A 14,975-nucleotide genomic window follows, 5' to 3' on the forward strand; every position below is an offset into this window, starting at 1 on the left:
GGTATGTTTGGCCAGGTAGTACCGCCAGCAAGTCCGCGTCCGACCCCCCGTTTTTCTGCGCATGAACAATCTCATCCAAAAACCCTGCCGCATCAATCGCCACTCATCGATTCAGCCGCCCGCACGGCGGCGACAAAGGCACGCATCTTTTCGGGATCCTTGATTCCCCTGCTTGCCTCGACACCCGTCGAAACATCGACCGCCACCGGTCGAAGACGGCGCACCGCTTCTCCGACATTATCCGCATCCAGCCCACCGGAGAGGATCAGCGGCTTGCCCAGCGATGACGGGACCAGCGACCAATCGAAAACTTTGCCGCCACCACCGTAACCGTCGACAAAGGCATCGAGAAGGATGGCCTGCGCCGAAGGAAAAGCAGCCGCGTATTGTACCAAATCGATTCCCGGCCTGACGCGTGCTGCCTTGATGTAAGGTCGATCGAACTGCCGGCAATAAGCCTCATCCTCATCACCGTGGAATTGCAGCAGGTGGATCGGCACGGTCGCCAGGGTTGACCGCAGCACGGCCGGCTCGGCATTGACGAACAGGCCGACCATGCTGACGAAGGGCGGCACGGCGCGCGCCAGCCGCGCCGCCGTCGGCAGATCGACGCAACGCGGACTCGGCGGGTAGAACACCAGACCCAGCGCGTCAGCTCCCGCGTGCACGGCAAAGTGCAGGTCCTCGATGCGGGTCAGTCCGCAGATCTTGATACGTACTTGCATCGGCGGGATATAGTTTCTCCTCAAAGGTTCAGGCTGCAGGGCAGAAACAGCGTCCCATCGCTGCTCGGCAAACCCCAGTGCGGTAGGTACCTGACCGCAGCGAGATACAAACCGGCAGCAGCAAAGGTCGGTGCAGCCAGACGGCGATCACCCTTCGCCAGCAACTCGGCGATCCATTCCGGCGGATGCCTGCCCTGACCCACTTCAACCAGACTGCCGACCAGGTTACGCACCATGTGGTGAAGGAAGGCGGAAGCCTCGAAATCAAAGACCAGCAAATCGCCGAAACGTCGTATATCGGCTCGGTGCATGATCTTCACCGGCGATTTGGCTTGGCATTCGGCCGCACGGAAAGCGGAAAAATCGCGCTCCCCGAGCAATTGCTCGGCCGCCGCCTGCATCTGCGCCAGGTTGAGCGGATGATGATACCAACCCACTCGACCGTGCCAGGCACCGGTTCGATGTGGCCGGTTGATCAGCAGGTAGCGATAATGCCGGGCATACGCCGAAGACCGCGCATGAAAATCGCCAGTGACGGCCTGCGCCCAACGGACGGCCACTGCCGCCGGCAGGAAAGTGTTGGCTCCGCGCACCCAGGCATACATTGATCGATCAAGATCGGTATCGAAATGCACCACCTGCCCGGTCGCATGCACACCGGCATCGGTACGCCCGGCGCAAACCACCTGTACCGGCACCGTGGCAAACTGCTGCAAGGCATCCTGCAGGGCATCCTGAACAGTCCCCCCACCCGGCTGCTTCTGCCAGCCGCGAAAACCGCTACCGTCGTACTCGACCGCCAGGGCAATTCTCATTCCTCACACCTGCCAATAGCAGAAGAGCGGGAGGAACCCTGCGACGGCAACCACGATGATCCAGTAGTCCCGACTGGAGAGTTGGCGGTCAGTGAGTTCGAATATTTCGCGTTGGCCACTACTTGCCGGCGGTTCGAGCAACTGGCGCCAGTCGCGTGGCCGTGGCATCGTCTCAAGATAGTGCAAAACCAACAACAGCCGAACAAGACCACGATCGGTATCGAGTCCGCCGCGACGAAGCGGGTCAAGCAGGCGATGTGTGGCAGTCAGCAGATCAGCCATGGGCATCCGCTCACGCAGCACCGCGACCGCCATCAACACCAGCAGCAAACGTCCGACATGCGTCGAAGCATCCAGCAGCCCCTCGTGACTGGGTGCCATCATGCCGGCCCAGACAGGATCGCCAGCACTGCCCCAGGCAAGGATGACAAACACCGACAGCAACAGCCAGCGAGCACCCCGAATGAGTTGCCCGCAACGTCGCAGAGCCCCTCTTCCGAAGAACGGCAGGATCAGCAAGGCGGCCACCAGCAGGGAGCCATCAAGGCCCTGAATGGCCACCAACACCAGGAACCAGATGACCAGACGGGTGCTTGGATGCACGACAGCTTCCGACCTTTCGTGTCCAGGGAACGACTGATCGCCCTGGGGGAGGATGCTACGACCGGACGATCACAATGACTCGCTTACCCGCCTACTCACGTATTCCACCCAGGAGGCTGAGCGCCAGTTCCCGCTGTGCCGCATCGCCCTCATTGACGACTTCCTGCAAGAGTTCACGCGCCCCTTCCAGGTCACCCATTTCCTGATAGGCTTTGGCCAGGTCGATCTTGGTCGCCACCTCTTCGCTGGAGGTGATGTCGGGAGCCATCGTCATATCGGTCAGCGAACCAAACGGCGAGTCCACCCCGGTGTCGGTTACTTCCATCGAAAAACCGGGATTGACGAGGGTATCCTCCTCCTCATCGAAGGTGAAATCGCCTGCACCGCTGCCCACTGTCGTGGGAGCTTCCTTGGCGGCAGCATCGTCGCCGGCCAGATCAAGGTTGATCGCCGACAGGTCAAATCCCGCCCGCTGCATGGCGTCGCCGAGGACGGTAGAATCCGTCAGCGCGATGTCGAACTCCAGCGCTTCGGTGCTCGCCGACCCGATGTCGAGGGTCTGTTCCTGTTCCGGCAGGACTTGTGCAAGTGTCCGTTCATCTGCGGGCGCCTCGTCAGACAGATCGGCTCCCAGATCAAACTCGAAATCAAGGCCGACACCCGGTTGTGATTCTGAAGCCACCAGCATGGTGACTTCCAGCGCACTGGCGTCATCCACCAGTTGCACCTCGTGCATGTCTTCCTCTGGAGGCAACTCGGCCTTCGGCAGGGAAGCCGCCAGATCAAAATCGAGAGTCGCCTCCTCTTTGGCAGGACTCGGGTAGGCGAGAGTAGCTTCCAGGTAGGCATCGTCAGCGACATCGGGCGGCGCTGAACGGGGCTCGCTGCGGCCGAGGTTGAAATCCAGATCCGCAAGAGCGACCGGCTCCGGCCTTGCTTCCTGCACCTCGTTCGCCAGGGCCGCTTCCGGCCGCCCGGCGACTGCGCCCGTGGCCATCGCCTGGATGAGATCCGGCCTGGTCAGCGTGTTCTGCAAGGGTTCCTGGGGAACGAAGATGGCAGTTGCAGGTTCGACAGGACGAACTTCAGTCGGTCCGGCCGCACCAAAGAGCGGATTCCCGGGGTCAAGCTGGAGACCCATCGCCACTGCTTTCTCCCATTCCGCACCGACCCCTCCGGTGGCGTTGAACAGTTCAGTGGCGAGCACGCCAAATGGTTTGGGATCCTTGCGGCCCGCATAGATCTCAAGCAGCTTCAGATGGATGGCGTAGCGCCTGGGATCTTTCTGTTTTGCCTCGAGCAGAATCTCCTCAGCCTGGGCGTCACGGCCGTACGCCATGTAGACATCCGCTTCAGCAACCGGATCCACTTCATCGGTATCAATGCTGCCCGGACCCGCCTGGCTGAAATCGGTTTGCGGTGCCGAATGGGTCGTATCAACAGTCTGTCCACCGGTTGTATGGAATACCGACCTGGGCGCGACGCTGTTTTGCACGGACGCCGGGGTACTGCTGTCATCAAGCGAGCTCTCGCCGTCACCGGTGCGACGACGTTTGGCGAGCCAGTAAGCGGCGAGCAGCGCGATGAGGGAACCTCCCGCTGCCAGGAAGGCGGTACTGTTGAGCAACCATTCGACAAAACCGGGCTCTTCCGGCGGTGGTGGAACAGGCTTGGGTTTCGGCACCTCGACCGGCTTGGGCGGTGCCGTGGCCGGGGGCACTTCTGCTTTGACCTCGGGCTTGGCGGCTTCCGGCACGGGCGTGACGGCCTCGGGCTTGGGCACGGTTTCCGCCGGTTTCACCTCTACCGGTGATTCCATGGGTTTTGCGGGAACCGCCGGAGCGGCGGCCGGCGCAGGCTCCACTCTGGCGGCTGGAGGTGCCGCTACCGGAGTCGGCAGCGGCGCCGGCGAAGGAGCCGCTTCCGGCACTTTCTTCACTTCGGCCGCTGGCGTGGCCTTGGCAGCAGACTGGCGCTCCAGATCCGCCAGGTTCTGGCTCTTCAGTTCCACCAGCCGCTGCAGTTCCGCAACATTCCTCTCAAGGCTTGCCAAGCGTTCGTTGGCATCCTTGAGCGCCTTCTCCTTGGCAATCAGATCTTCGTCTGTGCGCCTGGAGGCTGGCAGTGGCTTGGTGCCAGGAAGGTCGGTTCTGGATACTTTCAGTTGATCCTTGGGTTCGGCAGCAGGTCCCGCACGGTCCTCAACCTTGGTGGTAATCCTGCCGGCTGCTTGCCTGGCGCCCTCTTCCCTGCCAGGGGCATCCGCGGCGACGGTGGCGAGTCTCCGACGATAAGCCCCCCAGTTCGACGATTGTGCGACGATGACGGTCTTGGCATCGCCTCTCGGAATGGCTTCCAGAGTCGCTTTGTCCGGTATCGAAAGAATCTTGCCCGCCTTCAGACGGTTGATGTCACCACCGTCGAATGCATTCTGATTGGCTTGAAAGAGCCCGAGCAGCATCTGGTCCAGAGAAATACCCTCGGGCCGGAGATCGCTCGCGATCCTGCTCAGGGTTTCCCCGCGCTTGACTTCGTAGGTGGCACCGCCGCTCGCAGGCGGCTGCGCCGGCTCGCTGGTCCGCAACCGGGAAGGTGCGCTCCTCGGCCGCTCCTCCAGCGCCCGTGTTTCCACCGGCGGCCTGGCCTCCGCGAGCGGCCTGACGATGGCCGGTGCTGCAGCAGCGGCCTTGGCCGCGAACTCGGGTGGATCAAGCAGAAAGGTATACTCGCGAATCAGGCGGCCGGTTGGCCAGTTGAGTTCAAGCAGCAAATCGACGAAGGGTTCGTTGATCGGCCGGGTTGAAGTCAATCTGATGATCGGCTGGCCGTTCGGGCGCTTGTCGATGCTCAGAGTTACGCCGGACAAGGCTGGTGCATACTCCACACCCGCCTGTTTGAAGGCCTCCTGTGAAGCGAGTTGTGCCTTCATTCCCGCGAGTTCCTCGCGAGTTGCAAAGACCTCCATTTCGGCGCGCAAAGGCTGACCGAGAGCGGAGAAGACGGTGATCTTGCCAAGCCCGGCAGCTTCACTGGCCAATGGCAAAGCCGCCAGCGCCAGAGATGACGCGACTGCCCATGCCGAGGCTTGTAGTCGGAAATTAGCGGTTGTGTCATTCATTTTCTTGGCCACGGCGCATCCCTGAGCGTCCACATCGATAATTAAAATAACATCATGAACTTAGCCATGCAAGCTAAACATTCTTCGGCGGCGAAGGTCTCGACAAGGTGAAAAAGCGGATTCCGGTACCCGGTCATGCCGTCAGTCATCGATCAGGATACGGAGCATTCGGCGAAGCGGCTCGGCCGCACCCCAGAGTAGCTGGTCTCCCACCGTAAAAGCGCCAAGATATTCCGGCCCCATGGCCAGCTTGTGCAAACGACCCACCGGGATGGTCAGGGTTCCGGTGACCGCGGCCGGCGTCAGCTCCCGCTCGGTGATCTCGCGTTCGTTGGGAACCACTTTTACCCACGGATTGGCCTGTGCAATGATCTCGTTCAGCTCAGACAACGGCACATCGTGCTTGAGCTTGATGGTCAAACCTTGCGCATGGCAACGCATCGCGCCGATACGCACGCACAAACCATCGACCGGAATGCTGCCCGGAGTGCGAAAGGCCGGACGACCGAGGATCTTGTTGCATTCCGCACCACCCTTCCACTCTTCCTTCGACTGCCCCCCCTCGACCGGCACATCGATCCACGGGATCAGGCTGCCAGCCAGCGCAGTGTTGCGGAAATTCCGAGTCGGGAAATCCGGCGAGCGCATGCTGTTCGCAACCTTGCGATCAATCTCGAGAATCGCCGAGGCCGGCTCGGCCAGTTCGACCCGTACTGCGTCATGCAGCGCACCCATCTGCTGCAGCAGTTCGCGCATGTTCTGTGCTCCGGCCCCGGACGCTGCCTGATAAGTCATGGCACTGACCCATTCGACGAGATCCTGCCGAAACAGACCGCCAATGCCCATCAACATCAGTGAAACCGTGCAGTTTCCACCGATCCAGTTGCGACCGCCCCTGGCCAGTGCATCCTTGATCACATCGAGGTTCACCGGATCGAGAATGATCACCGCGTCGTCGTGCATACGCAGGGTGGACGCCGCATCAATCCAGTGCCCCGGCCAACCGGCAGCACGCAGCCGAGGGAAGATTTCCTTGGTGTAGTCGCCCCCCTGACAGGTGATGATCAGGTCCATTCGGCTGAGGGCCTCGATCGACATCGCGTCCTGCAAGGTTCCGGCATCCTTGCCGGCCAGCACTGGCGCCTTGCTTCCGACCGATGAAGTCGAAAAATAGATCGGATCGACCTGTTCGAAATCACCTTCTTCGAGCATCCGCTGCATCAGGACCGATCCCACCATGCCGCGCCAACCCACCAGACCAAGCTTCCTCATTCTTGCACTCCTGTCATTCCACTCAAAGCGCCGCCAGAACGGCATCGCCCATGGCGCGTGTACCCACCTTCTGCATCCCTGGCTCGTGGATGTCAGCCGTTCGGTAACCCTGCTGCAGTACTTTCCTGACCGCATTTTCAATACGCAAGGCAGCCGACTCCTGTGCGAAGGTGTAGCGCAACATCATTGCTGCCGAGAGAATCGTCGCCAAAGGATTGGCCAGCCCGCGACCGGCGATATCCGGAGCCGAACCGTGACAGGGCTCGTACAAGCCCTTGTTGTTCGCATCCAGCGACGCCGAAGGCAGCATGCCGATCGAGCCGGTGAGCATCGCGGCCTCATCCGACAGGATATCGCCGAACAGGTTACCGGTGACCAGCACGTCGAACTGTAGAGGTTTACGCACCAGTTGCATCGCCGCATTGTCGACCAGCATGTGGCTGAGTTCGACATCGGGATACTCCGCCGCCGTTTCATTGGCCACGTCACGCCAAAGCTGGGTGGTCTCAAGCACGTTCATCTTGTCGACCGAGCACAGCTTCCGGTTGCGCTTGCGTGCTGCCTCGAAAGCAACCCGTACGATGCGGCGAATCTCGCTTTCGCTGTAATGCATGGTGTTGAACGCGAAACGCTCCTGCCGACCATCGAACACACGCCTCTCGATACCGCGCGGTTGCCCGAAATAAATGTCGCCGGTCAGTTCACGAACGATCAGGATGTCCAGACCGGCCACCACCTCGGCCTTGAGTGACGAAGCGTTGGCCAGTTCCGGATAAAGAACGGCTGGGCGCAGATTGGCAAAGAGGCCCAGTTGCTGGCGAATGCCGAGCAGACCCCGCTCTGGACGCTGCGCACGCGGCAGGTTGTCCCATTGCGGGCCACCGACGGCACCCAGCAACACCGCATCGGCCTGCTGAGCCAGCGCTTGCGTCGCCTGCGGGTAGGGTTCCCCAGTGGCATCGACGGCGCATCCGCCGAGCAGTCCTTCCTCCATCTCGCAGCCGAGTTCGAGTGCCTGCAGAACACGCACCGCTTCGGCGATGATTTCCGGGCCGATACCGTCTCCGGGAAGAACACAAATCTTCATTTCCGATTCCTCAGGCGAACAGCCAGGGCTGCTCGATACGTCGTTGGTCTTCAAAAGCCTTGATCAGATCAGCATGACGCAAGGTCAGCCCGATATCATCCCAGCCGTTAAGCAGGCATTCGCGCCGAAAAGCGTCCACGGCAAACGGCAGCAGCTTGCCATCCGGACGACGCACCTGCTGCTGTTCAAGGTCAACCACCAGCCGGCAGCCGGGATTGGCCTCGACCAGCGCAAACAGGGCCTCGATTTCGGCCGCCGGCAACACGATCGGCAGAATACCGTTCTTGAAGCAGTTGTTGTAAAAGATGTCGGCAAAGCTCTCGCCAAGCAGCGCGCGAAAGCCGAAGTCGAGCAACGCCCAGGGCGCGTGTTCGCGCGAACTGCCGCAACCGAAGTTCTGGCGCGTCAGCAGGATTTGCGCCCCCTGATAGCGGGGCTGATTAAGAACGAAATCCGGGTTGGGCAGCCGCGCCGAGTCTTCCTTGCCGGGCTCGCCGACATCGAGATAACGCCATTCGTCGAACAGGTTCGGACCGAAACCCGAACGTTTGATCGACTTCAGGAACTGCTTGGGAATAATGGCGTCGGTGTCGACATTGGCCCGATCAAGGGGCGCCACCAGTCCTTCGAGGCAAACGAACTTGTCCATACTCTTCCTTGTCAGGGTGCCCTACCTGGCAGCCCGCTCAATGGCCTGGCCGCTTTTTTCAATATCTCTGCCCAGCCCCTGTATCGTGTTGCAGGCCATCAGTGAGCTGAGCGAAACGATCACCAGCAGCCTCCACGTCAGGCTGTTCATATCGTCTCCTTGCCGCCAAGTAGCTCGCCGACATCACAGAAATGTCCGGCAATTGCCGCAGCAGCGGCCATTTCCGGACTCACCAGATGGGTTCGTCCCCCCGCCCCCTGCCGCCCCTCGAAGTTGCGGTTCGAGGTCGATGCACAACGCTCCCCCGCCTCGAGGCGGTCGGCATTCATCGCCAGGCACATCGAACAGCCGGGCTCTCGCCACTCGAAACCGGCAGCGAGAAAAACCTCGTCCAACCCTTCTTGCTCCGCCTGTTGTTTGACCAGTCCCGAACCCGGAACCACCAGAGCCAGCCGGATGTTGCTGGCGATGGTTCGGCCCCGGACCACCGCGGCGGCAGCCCGAAAGTCCTCGATACGCGAATTGGTACACGAACCAATGAAGATTTTGTCGGGTCTGATCTCGCGAATCGGCTGCCCGGGACTCAAGCCCATGTAGCGCAACGCCCGTTCCATGCCTTCGCGCCTGACCGGATCGGCTTCAGTAGCCGGATCGGGAACACAGGCATCAATTGGCACCACCATTTCCGGTGAAGTCCCCCAGGTCACCTGCGGCCGGATACCCGTGGCCGCGATCTCGACAACGCGATCAAAGCGAGCATCGGGATCGCTGTGTAGGCCGCGCCAGGCAGCAACGGCCTGCTCCCACTGCGCCCCCTTCGGCGCAAAAGGGCGCCCATGCAGATAATTGATCGTAACCTCGTCGACCGCCACCAGACCCAGGCGTGCGCCGGCTTCGATGGCCATGTTGCAGAGTGTCATCCGGCCTTCCATCGACAAGCTGCGAATCGTGCTCCCGGCAAACTCGATGGCATAACCGGTACCACCGGCAGTGCCGATCTGACCAATGATCGCCAGCGCCACGTCCTTCGCGGTCACTCCTCTGGCAAGCCTCCCGTCCACCTCCACGAGCATGGTTTTCGACGGCTTCTGGAGCAGGCACTGCGTGGCCAGAACATGTTCGACCTCGGAGGTGCCGATGCCGTGCGCCATGCACGCGAATGCACCATGCGTGCTGGTGTGCGAGTCGCCGCAGACGACTGTCATGCCCGGCAAGGTCGCACCGCTTTCCGGACCGACGACATGAACGATCCCCTGGCGCGGATCCCTAAACGGAAAATAGGCGAGCGCACCGACCGCACGAATGTTGGCGTCGAGCGTTTCGACCTGCAGGCGCGAGACGGGATCCTCGATGCCCCGATCCCAGTGATCGGTAGGGGTGTTGTGATCGGCGGTGGCGACGATCGAAGAAACCCGCCAAGGCTTGCGGCCAGCCATCTGAAGACCCTCGAAAGCCTGCGGGCTGGTCACTTCGTGCACCAGATGACGATCGATATAGATCAGCGCGGTCCCGTCGGCTTCCTGATGAACGACGTGGTCCTGCCAAAGTTTTTCGTACAAGGTCTGCGGCATTGATGGATCATCCGAAGAAGTTCAGCCCGCATCGGCAGGCAAGTGCAGGAATTATGTCACACCGCTGTCGCCGCTGTCAGCCACCAGGTCAGGAACTGGCGCCTCTCCCCCACTTTGATCCAATGAATCCAGGCCATTGATCAGGACCATGCAGCGTTGAAACCCTCGGATCGGTACCGCACACGCAAAAAAGACCCCGCCTGAGCGGGGTCTTTCTGATTGATGAAAGAAGCGATCAGGACTTCGACTTTTTGCGCTGCCACAGACCCATTCCGAGCAGTCCGAGCGCCAGGAGAGAGATCGACCCCGGTTCGGGAAGGTCCACGAATGCCAGGGTATGCAGATCACCCAAGCCCGTGCTGAGGGTCCTTTGCAGGCCGGTACCGCCCACCAGGTCCAGGACATCGATGACCCCGGATCCGGCCACCCCATAGTAGAAGTTGTCATCGGGGTTGAAATCACCGTGGTGAGCAGCAAAACCAGTTGACCCCTGGAAGGTTGCCAGACCCGTCGCCGTATTCAGCGTGTAATACGCGCCATCGAAGTTGTGCATGTAAAGCGTGTCGCCATTGTCGAAAGCCAACCCATGGAAACCCGTACCCACCCCGGACTCACCCACCACGGTCGCCTTGCCGGTCACTTTGTCGATGGACATCAGGTCGTCCGAGGACGGATCGCACCAGCCGAACAAGGAGCCGCCTGAACTGGCAGCCAGCAGCACATTGCGATCGGAACACCCCCCCGCCGGGCTGTCGAAACTCCCGGCCACGAGCGAACCTGCTCCGGTCGCCGTATTGATCTTGAGCAAACCGACGTCATTCCTGGCCGATCCGTACAGGGTGCCGGTGCTGGCATCCCAGGTCAGGCCGTTGACGCTGAAACCCACCGCACCGATGATGGTTACCGCACCCGTGCCGGGATCGATCTTCACCAAAGTGCTGGTCGTACTGCCTGTGCCGGTAGTGCCGTAAAGGATTGCGGAATACGCTGGAGCGCTGGCCCAGGCGATGGCCAGTCCGGCGAGCAGCGCGCAAGTCTTCCTAGTCTTTTGCATCATTTCAATTGTCTCCTGATCACCCAGTCAAAAAAGTCGGTTCCCCCGATGAAGGAGTATAAGCAATTTTCGGGCCAGATCTCTATGGATTGAATTTAGTTCAATTAATTAAATCGATTGAGCAATACCCGACGAGGACCAGCAAGGTTCGGTGGCCTCGAAGTGTAAAAAAATCCGACACGCCGATGGCCTTTCCTGCCAGACCACGTTCAGGTCATCGGGCCGTCCTGGCGACGACCGGGCGCTGCTTGGGCTATCATCCTGACCATTCATTTTCCACCCCGGTGTCAATGAGTCTTCATGCCCTGAAACCCCGCTTCCAGGCCTTGCTGCGCCCTGCCGTACGCGCCCTGCACGGGCTTGGTCTGAGCGCCAACCAGGTGACCGCAGGCACCTGCGCCGCTTCGCTGCTGCTCGGGAGCGGTCTTGCCCTCGCCGCGCACAGCGGGCAACTGCAATGGTTTCTGCTGCTGCCGCTATGGTTCCCGCTGCGTATGGCGCTGAATGCGATCGACGGCATGCTCGCCCGTGAATTTGGTCAGGCCTCGATACTCGGTGCCTACCTCAACGAACTGTCCGATCCGCTTTCCGATGCGGCACTGTACCTGCCTTTCGCCTTTCTTCCCGAAGTCGGCACCGTGCTGGGCGTGGCAGTGATCTGTCTGGCGAATGCCTCCGAGATGGCCGGGGTGCTGGGAGCGCTGCGCGGCCACGGCCGCCGCAACGACGGGCCGATGGGCAAGAGTGATCGGGCGCTGGTTTTTGGCTTGCTCGGACTGCTGCTCGGTGCCGGCGTCGCACCCGGTGCCTGGTTGTCGGCCGTGATGGCGCTGCTCGTGCTGTTATTGCTGCTGACCATCGTCAACCGGGTCAGGCACGGCCTTGTCGCAGAGAGTACTGCAGAAGGCGCCGACAAAGGTCCATAGAAACATCCATCGGAGACCTCCTCATGCGTGTCGCGCAGGAAAAACAGTTTATCACCCACGATGGCACGACGCTGTTCTACCGCTACTGGCCGCCGGTCGGTGCCGCCAGCGCTGACCGGGCAGTGTTGCTGCTCCACCGTGGCCACGAGCATTCGGGACGACTGCAGCACGTCGTCGACGAACTCGGACTCGATGATTTCGCGATGTTCGCCTGGGACGCGCGTGGGCATGGCCGCTCGCCGGGCAAACGCGGCGACAGTCCGAGCTTTGCCGCCCTGGTCAAGGACATCGACCGTTTCGTCCGGCACGTCAGCGACGACTACGCCATCGCCACCAGCGATCTTGCCGTCATCGGCCAGAGCGTCGGCGCCGTCCTGGCGGCGACCTGGGCGCACGACTACGCCCCGCAGATCCGCTGCCTGGTGCTGACCGCTCCCGCGTTCCAGGTCAAGCTCTATGTTCCCCTGGCCCGACCGGGGCTGACGCTGCTGCAGCGACTGTTCGGCAACTTTTTCATCACCTCCTATGTGAAGGCCCGATTCCTGACCCACGATCCGGAGCGCGTGCGTTCTTATGACGAGGACCCGCTGATCACCCGGGCCATTTCGGCGCGTGTTCTGCTCGGTCTCTACGACGCAGCCGACCGGGTCGTCGCGGATGCCGCAGCGATCCGCCTGCCGCTGCAACTGCTGATCTCCGGGAAGGACTGGGTCGTGCAGCGCGCGCCACAGGAGCGCTTCTTCGAACGGCTGGGCTCGCCGGTCAAGGAGCGCCACCTGCTCCCCGGCTTCCTCCACGACACGCTCGGAGAACGCGATCGCAAGCTCGCCTTCGACCGAATTCGTACCTTCGTCGAGCGCATGTTCAGCGCCCCCCTGCCCCACGATTCGCTGCTGCAGGCGCATCGCGCCGGCCATACGCGCGACGAGGAAGTCCGTCTCGGCCAGCCGCTACCGCCCGGCTCGCCGCGTGCCCTCCATTTCGCCATCACCCGCCTGGCGATGCGCACCCTCGGTCGCCTCTCGGATGGTATCCGGATCGGTCTGACGACCGGCTTCGATTCCGGCAGCAGCCTCGACTACGTCTACCTGAACCAGGCCCACGGCCGGCTGATGATCGGCAAGCTGATCGATCGTGGCTACCTCGATTCGATCGGTTGGCGCGGCGTGCGAGTGCGGCGATCCCACCTGCTGCAAGCGATTGCCTTGGCTGCCAACGAACTCCGGAACGGCGGCCAGGCGCTATGCATCGCCGACCCTGCCGCCGGTCATGGACGTTACGTCCTTGACGCCGTCGCGCAGTTGCCGGAGCGGCCGCAATCGATCGTCCTGCGTGATTTCAGTGCCCGGAATGTTCGCCAGGGGCAGGCCCTGATCACCGCCAGGCAACTCGATGGCATCGCTCGCTTCGAAGCCGCCGATGCCTTCGACGAAGCGGCATTGGCCGCGCTGATGCCCAGACCGAATCTGGTGGTCGTTTCGGGCCTCTACGAGCTCTTCTCCGACAACGAACGGGTGATGCGTTCGCTGCACGGTCTGGCCCGGGCTGTCGACACCGGCGCTTACCTGGTCTACACCGGCCAACCCTGGCATCCGCAGCTTGAGCTGATCGCACGCACGCTCACCAGCCATCGCGGCCACCAGGCCTGGGTGATGCGCCGCCGCACACAGGCCGAACTGGATGAACTGGTGCGCGCCGCGGGGTTTACAAAGATCGAGCAATGGATCGACGACTGGGGCATGTTCACGGTCTCCCTGGCCCGCCGGAATTGAGCTTCCAGCGCAGCGAAGGCACCGCCGGAGCCGCTGCCGAAGCCCGTCCCTGGCGAAGGGCACTGGCCTGGCTGCTGTTCCTGGGGCCATTCTTCTTCGCCAGCTACGGCCTTGCGACCTGGGTCAGCAGCCAGAGATCCGATGTCGGTTTCATGGTCTTCGCCTGGGAGCACCACATTCCGCTGCTGCCCTGGACCATCGTTCCGTACTGGCTGATCGACCTGCTCTACGGCGTTTCACTGCTGCTGTGCACGACGCGGCGTCAGCTCGACACACACGCCCGACGTCTGCTGTTGACGCAACTGATCGCTGTCGGCAGCTTCCTGCTCTTCCCCTTGCGCTGTACTTTCGAGCGTGGCGAAGTGGGCGGTGCATTCGGCTGGATGTTTGCTGCCCTGATGCGCTTCGACCAGCCCTACAACCAGGCGCCATCGCTGCATATCGCCCTGCTCGTGGTGCTGCTCGAACCGTATCTGCGCGCCGTGCCACGTGCCTGCCAGGCGCTGGTCGTCGGCGTCGCCCTGCTGATCGGAGTGTCGGTGCTGACCACCTGGCAGCACCACTTCTTCGACATCCCGACCGGGCTGTGGCTCGGCTGCTTCGTGGTGTGGGTGCTGCCGAGCGACGCTCGCTCGCCACTGCGTCGTGCTGCCCTGCACCGTGAGCGATCGCGCTGGCATCTGGCCCTGGCCTACGCGGCGGCGGCGCTGGCTGTGGGCGGCCTGGCGGCCTACAGCGGCGGCGCCTGGCTGTGGCTGCTCTGGTTGTCCGGCGCGCTGGCGCTGGTCGCCGCGATCTACCTCCTGCTCGACGCCGAGGCCTTCGGGAAACGCGCTGACGGTTCGCTGCCGCTTGCCGTGCGCGGTCTGTTCGGACCCTATCTGCTCTGCGCCTGGCTGAACTCGCGCTGGTGGACCCGTCAGCTTCCGATCGCCGATCCCGTGACCCCCGCGGTCCTGCTCGGCCGGCTGCCGACAGCAGGCGAAAGGCAGCGTCTCGGCATGACGACGATCATCGATGTCTGCGCCGAATTGCCTTGTCCAACGCCGGCCTTGCGCCATACGGTCATCCCGATGCTCGATCTGGTACCACCGAGCCTCGAACAGATCGAACGTGCATCGGCGGCCATCGCTGAAGCGCGTGCCGCCGGATCGGTGCTCGTCTGCTGCGCGCTGGGCCTCGCACGCAGTGCGCTGGTGGCCGCGGCCTGGCTGCTGCGCGCGGGGATTGCCGCAACGCCTGAAGAAGCCGTCGCCCAGGTGCAAAAGGCGCGACCGGCAGTGGTCCTCGGCCCCCCCCAGATCGATCTGCTTCGCCGCTGGCAGCAGCAGTATCTGCAGCCGAAATCGTGAACGGATGACGAGTCATCTGCTCCCGACGCTT

Annotated in this window: 13 protein-coding genes; 3 read left to right on the forward strand and 10 right to left on the reverse strand. The window is 62.2% G+C overall.

Going from position 1 to position 14,975, the window contains the following annotated elements; translation table 11 throughout:
- Positions 1 to 92: 92 nt before the first annotated feature.
- The 10 genes from V5B39_RS12880 to V5B39_RS12925 form a co-directional block, all read right to left on the reverse strand.
- Positions 93 to 725 (reverse strand): phosphoribosylanthranilate isomerase, encoded by a 633-nt coding sequence (locus tag V5B39_RS12880; protein ID WP_332343294.1) that lies wholly within the window; start codon positions 723 to 725, stop codon positions 93 to 95.
- A gap of 20 nt (positions 726 to 745) precedes the next feature.
- Positions 746 to 1,540 carry a tRNA pseudouridine(38-40) synthase TruA gene (truA, locus tag V5B39_RS12885; RefSeq protein ID WP_332343295.1) on the reverse strand — a complete coding sequence of 265 codons (795 nt, stop codon included), beginning with the start codon at positions 1,538 to 1,540 and terminating at the stop codon, positions 746 to 748.
- A 3-nt stretch (positions 1,541 to 1,543) separates the two neighbouring features.
- The gene (locus tag V5B39_RS12890) at positions 1,544 to 2,143 is read right to left on the reverse strand and encodes a hypothetical protein (RefSeq protein ID WP_332343296.1); all 600 of its coding nucleotides are present in this window, start codon (positions 2,141 to 2,143) and stop codon (positions 1,544 to 1,546) included.
- 91 nt (positions 2,144 to 2,234) lie between these two features.
- Positions 2,235 to 5,261 (reverse strand): FimV/HubP family polar landmark protein, encoded by a 3,027-nt coding sequence (locus tag V5B39_RS12895; protein ID WP_332343297.1) that lies wholly within the window; start codon positions 5,259 to 5,261, stop codon positions 2,235 to 2,237.
- 141 nt (positions 5,262 to 5,402) lie between these two features.
- Positions 5,403 to 6,533, reverse strand: coding sequence for an aspartate-semialdehyde dehydrogenase (asd, locus tag V5B39_RS12900; RefSeq protein ID WP_332343298.1), 1,131 nt, complete (start codon positions 6,531 to 6,533; stop codon positions 5,403 to 5,405).
- A 22-nt stretch (positions 6,534 to 6,555) separates the two neighbouring features.
- Entirely contained in the window at positions 6,556 to 7,620 is a 1,065-nt protein-coding gene (leuB, locus tag V5B39_RS12905) for a 3-isopropylmalate dehydrogenase (RefSeq protein WP_332343299.1), read from the reverse strand.
- Between the two features lie 10 nt (positions 7,621 to 7,630).
- Positions 7,631 to 8,269 (reverse strand): 3-isopropylmalate dehydratase small subunit, encoded by a 639-nt coding sequence (gene leuD, locus V5B39_RS12910; RefSeq protein WP_332343300.1) that lies wholly within the window; start codon positions 8,267 to 8,269, stop codon positions 7,631 to 7,633.
- A 21-nt stretch (positions 8,270 to 8,290) separates the two neighbouring features.
- Positions 8,291 to 8,419 (reverse strand): entericidin A/B family lipoprotein, encoded by a 129-nt coding sequence (locus V5B39_RS12915; RefSeq protein WP_332343301.1) that lies wholly within the window; start codon positions 8,417 to 8,419, stop codon positions 8,291 to 8,293.
- The gene (gene leuC, locus V5B39_RS12920) at positions 8,416 to 9,840 is read right to left on the reverse strand and encodes a 3-isopropylmalate dehydratase large subunit (RefSeq protein WP_332343302.1); all 1,425 of its coding nucleotides are present in this window, start codon (positions 9,838 to 9,840) and stop codon (positions 8,416 to 8,418) included. Before leuC ends, V5B39_RS12915 begins: the two co-directional genes overlap by 4 nt.
- Before the next feature lie 235 nt (positions 9,841 to 10,075).
- A complete protein-coding gene (locus tag V5B39_RS12925) occupies positions 10,076 to 10,897 on the reverse strand; it encodes a PEP-CTERM sorting domain-containing protein (RefSeq protein WP_332343303.1) in 822 nt (273 codons plus the stop codon).
- Between the two features lie 287 nt (positions 10,898 to 11,184).
- Here V5B39_RS12925 and V5B39_RS12930 point away from each other — a divergent pair, with 287 nt between their 5' ends.
- Genes V5B39_RS12930 through V5B39_RS12940 form a run of 3 tightly spaced genes read left to right on the forward strand, consistent with a single transcriptional unit; the run spans position 11,185 to position 14,944 of the window.
- Positions 11,185 to 11,820 (forward strand): CDP-alcohol phosphatidyltransferase family protein, encoded by a 636-nt coding sequence (locus V5B39_RS12930; RefSeq protein ID WP_332343304.1) that lies wholly within the window; start codon positions 11,185 to 11,187, stop codon positions 11,818 to 11,820.
- Positions 11,821 to 11,843: 23 nt separating this feature from the next.
- Complete coding sequence (locus tag V5B39_RS12935) at positions 11,844 to 13,592, forward strand: bifunctional alpha/beta hydrolase/class I SAM-dependent methyltransferase (protein ID WP_332343305.1); 1,749 nt, start codon at positions 11,844 to 11,846, stop codon at positions 13,590 to 13,592.
- A complete protein-coding gene (locus V5B39_RS12940; RefSeq protein WP_332343306.1) occupies positions 13,541 to 14,944 on the forward strand; it encodes a phosphatase PAP2/dual specificity phosphatase family protein in 1,404 nt (467 codons plus the stop codon). Before V5B39_RS12935 ends, V5B39_RS12940 begins: the two co-directional genes overlap by 52 nt.
- Positions 14,945 to 14,975 lie beyond the last annotated feature (31 nt).

This window comes from Accumulibacter sp. (assembly GCF_036625275.1).
GTDB lineage: Bacteria > Pseudomonadota > Gammaproteobacteria > Burkholderiales > Rhodocyclaceae > Accumulibacter.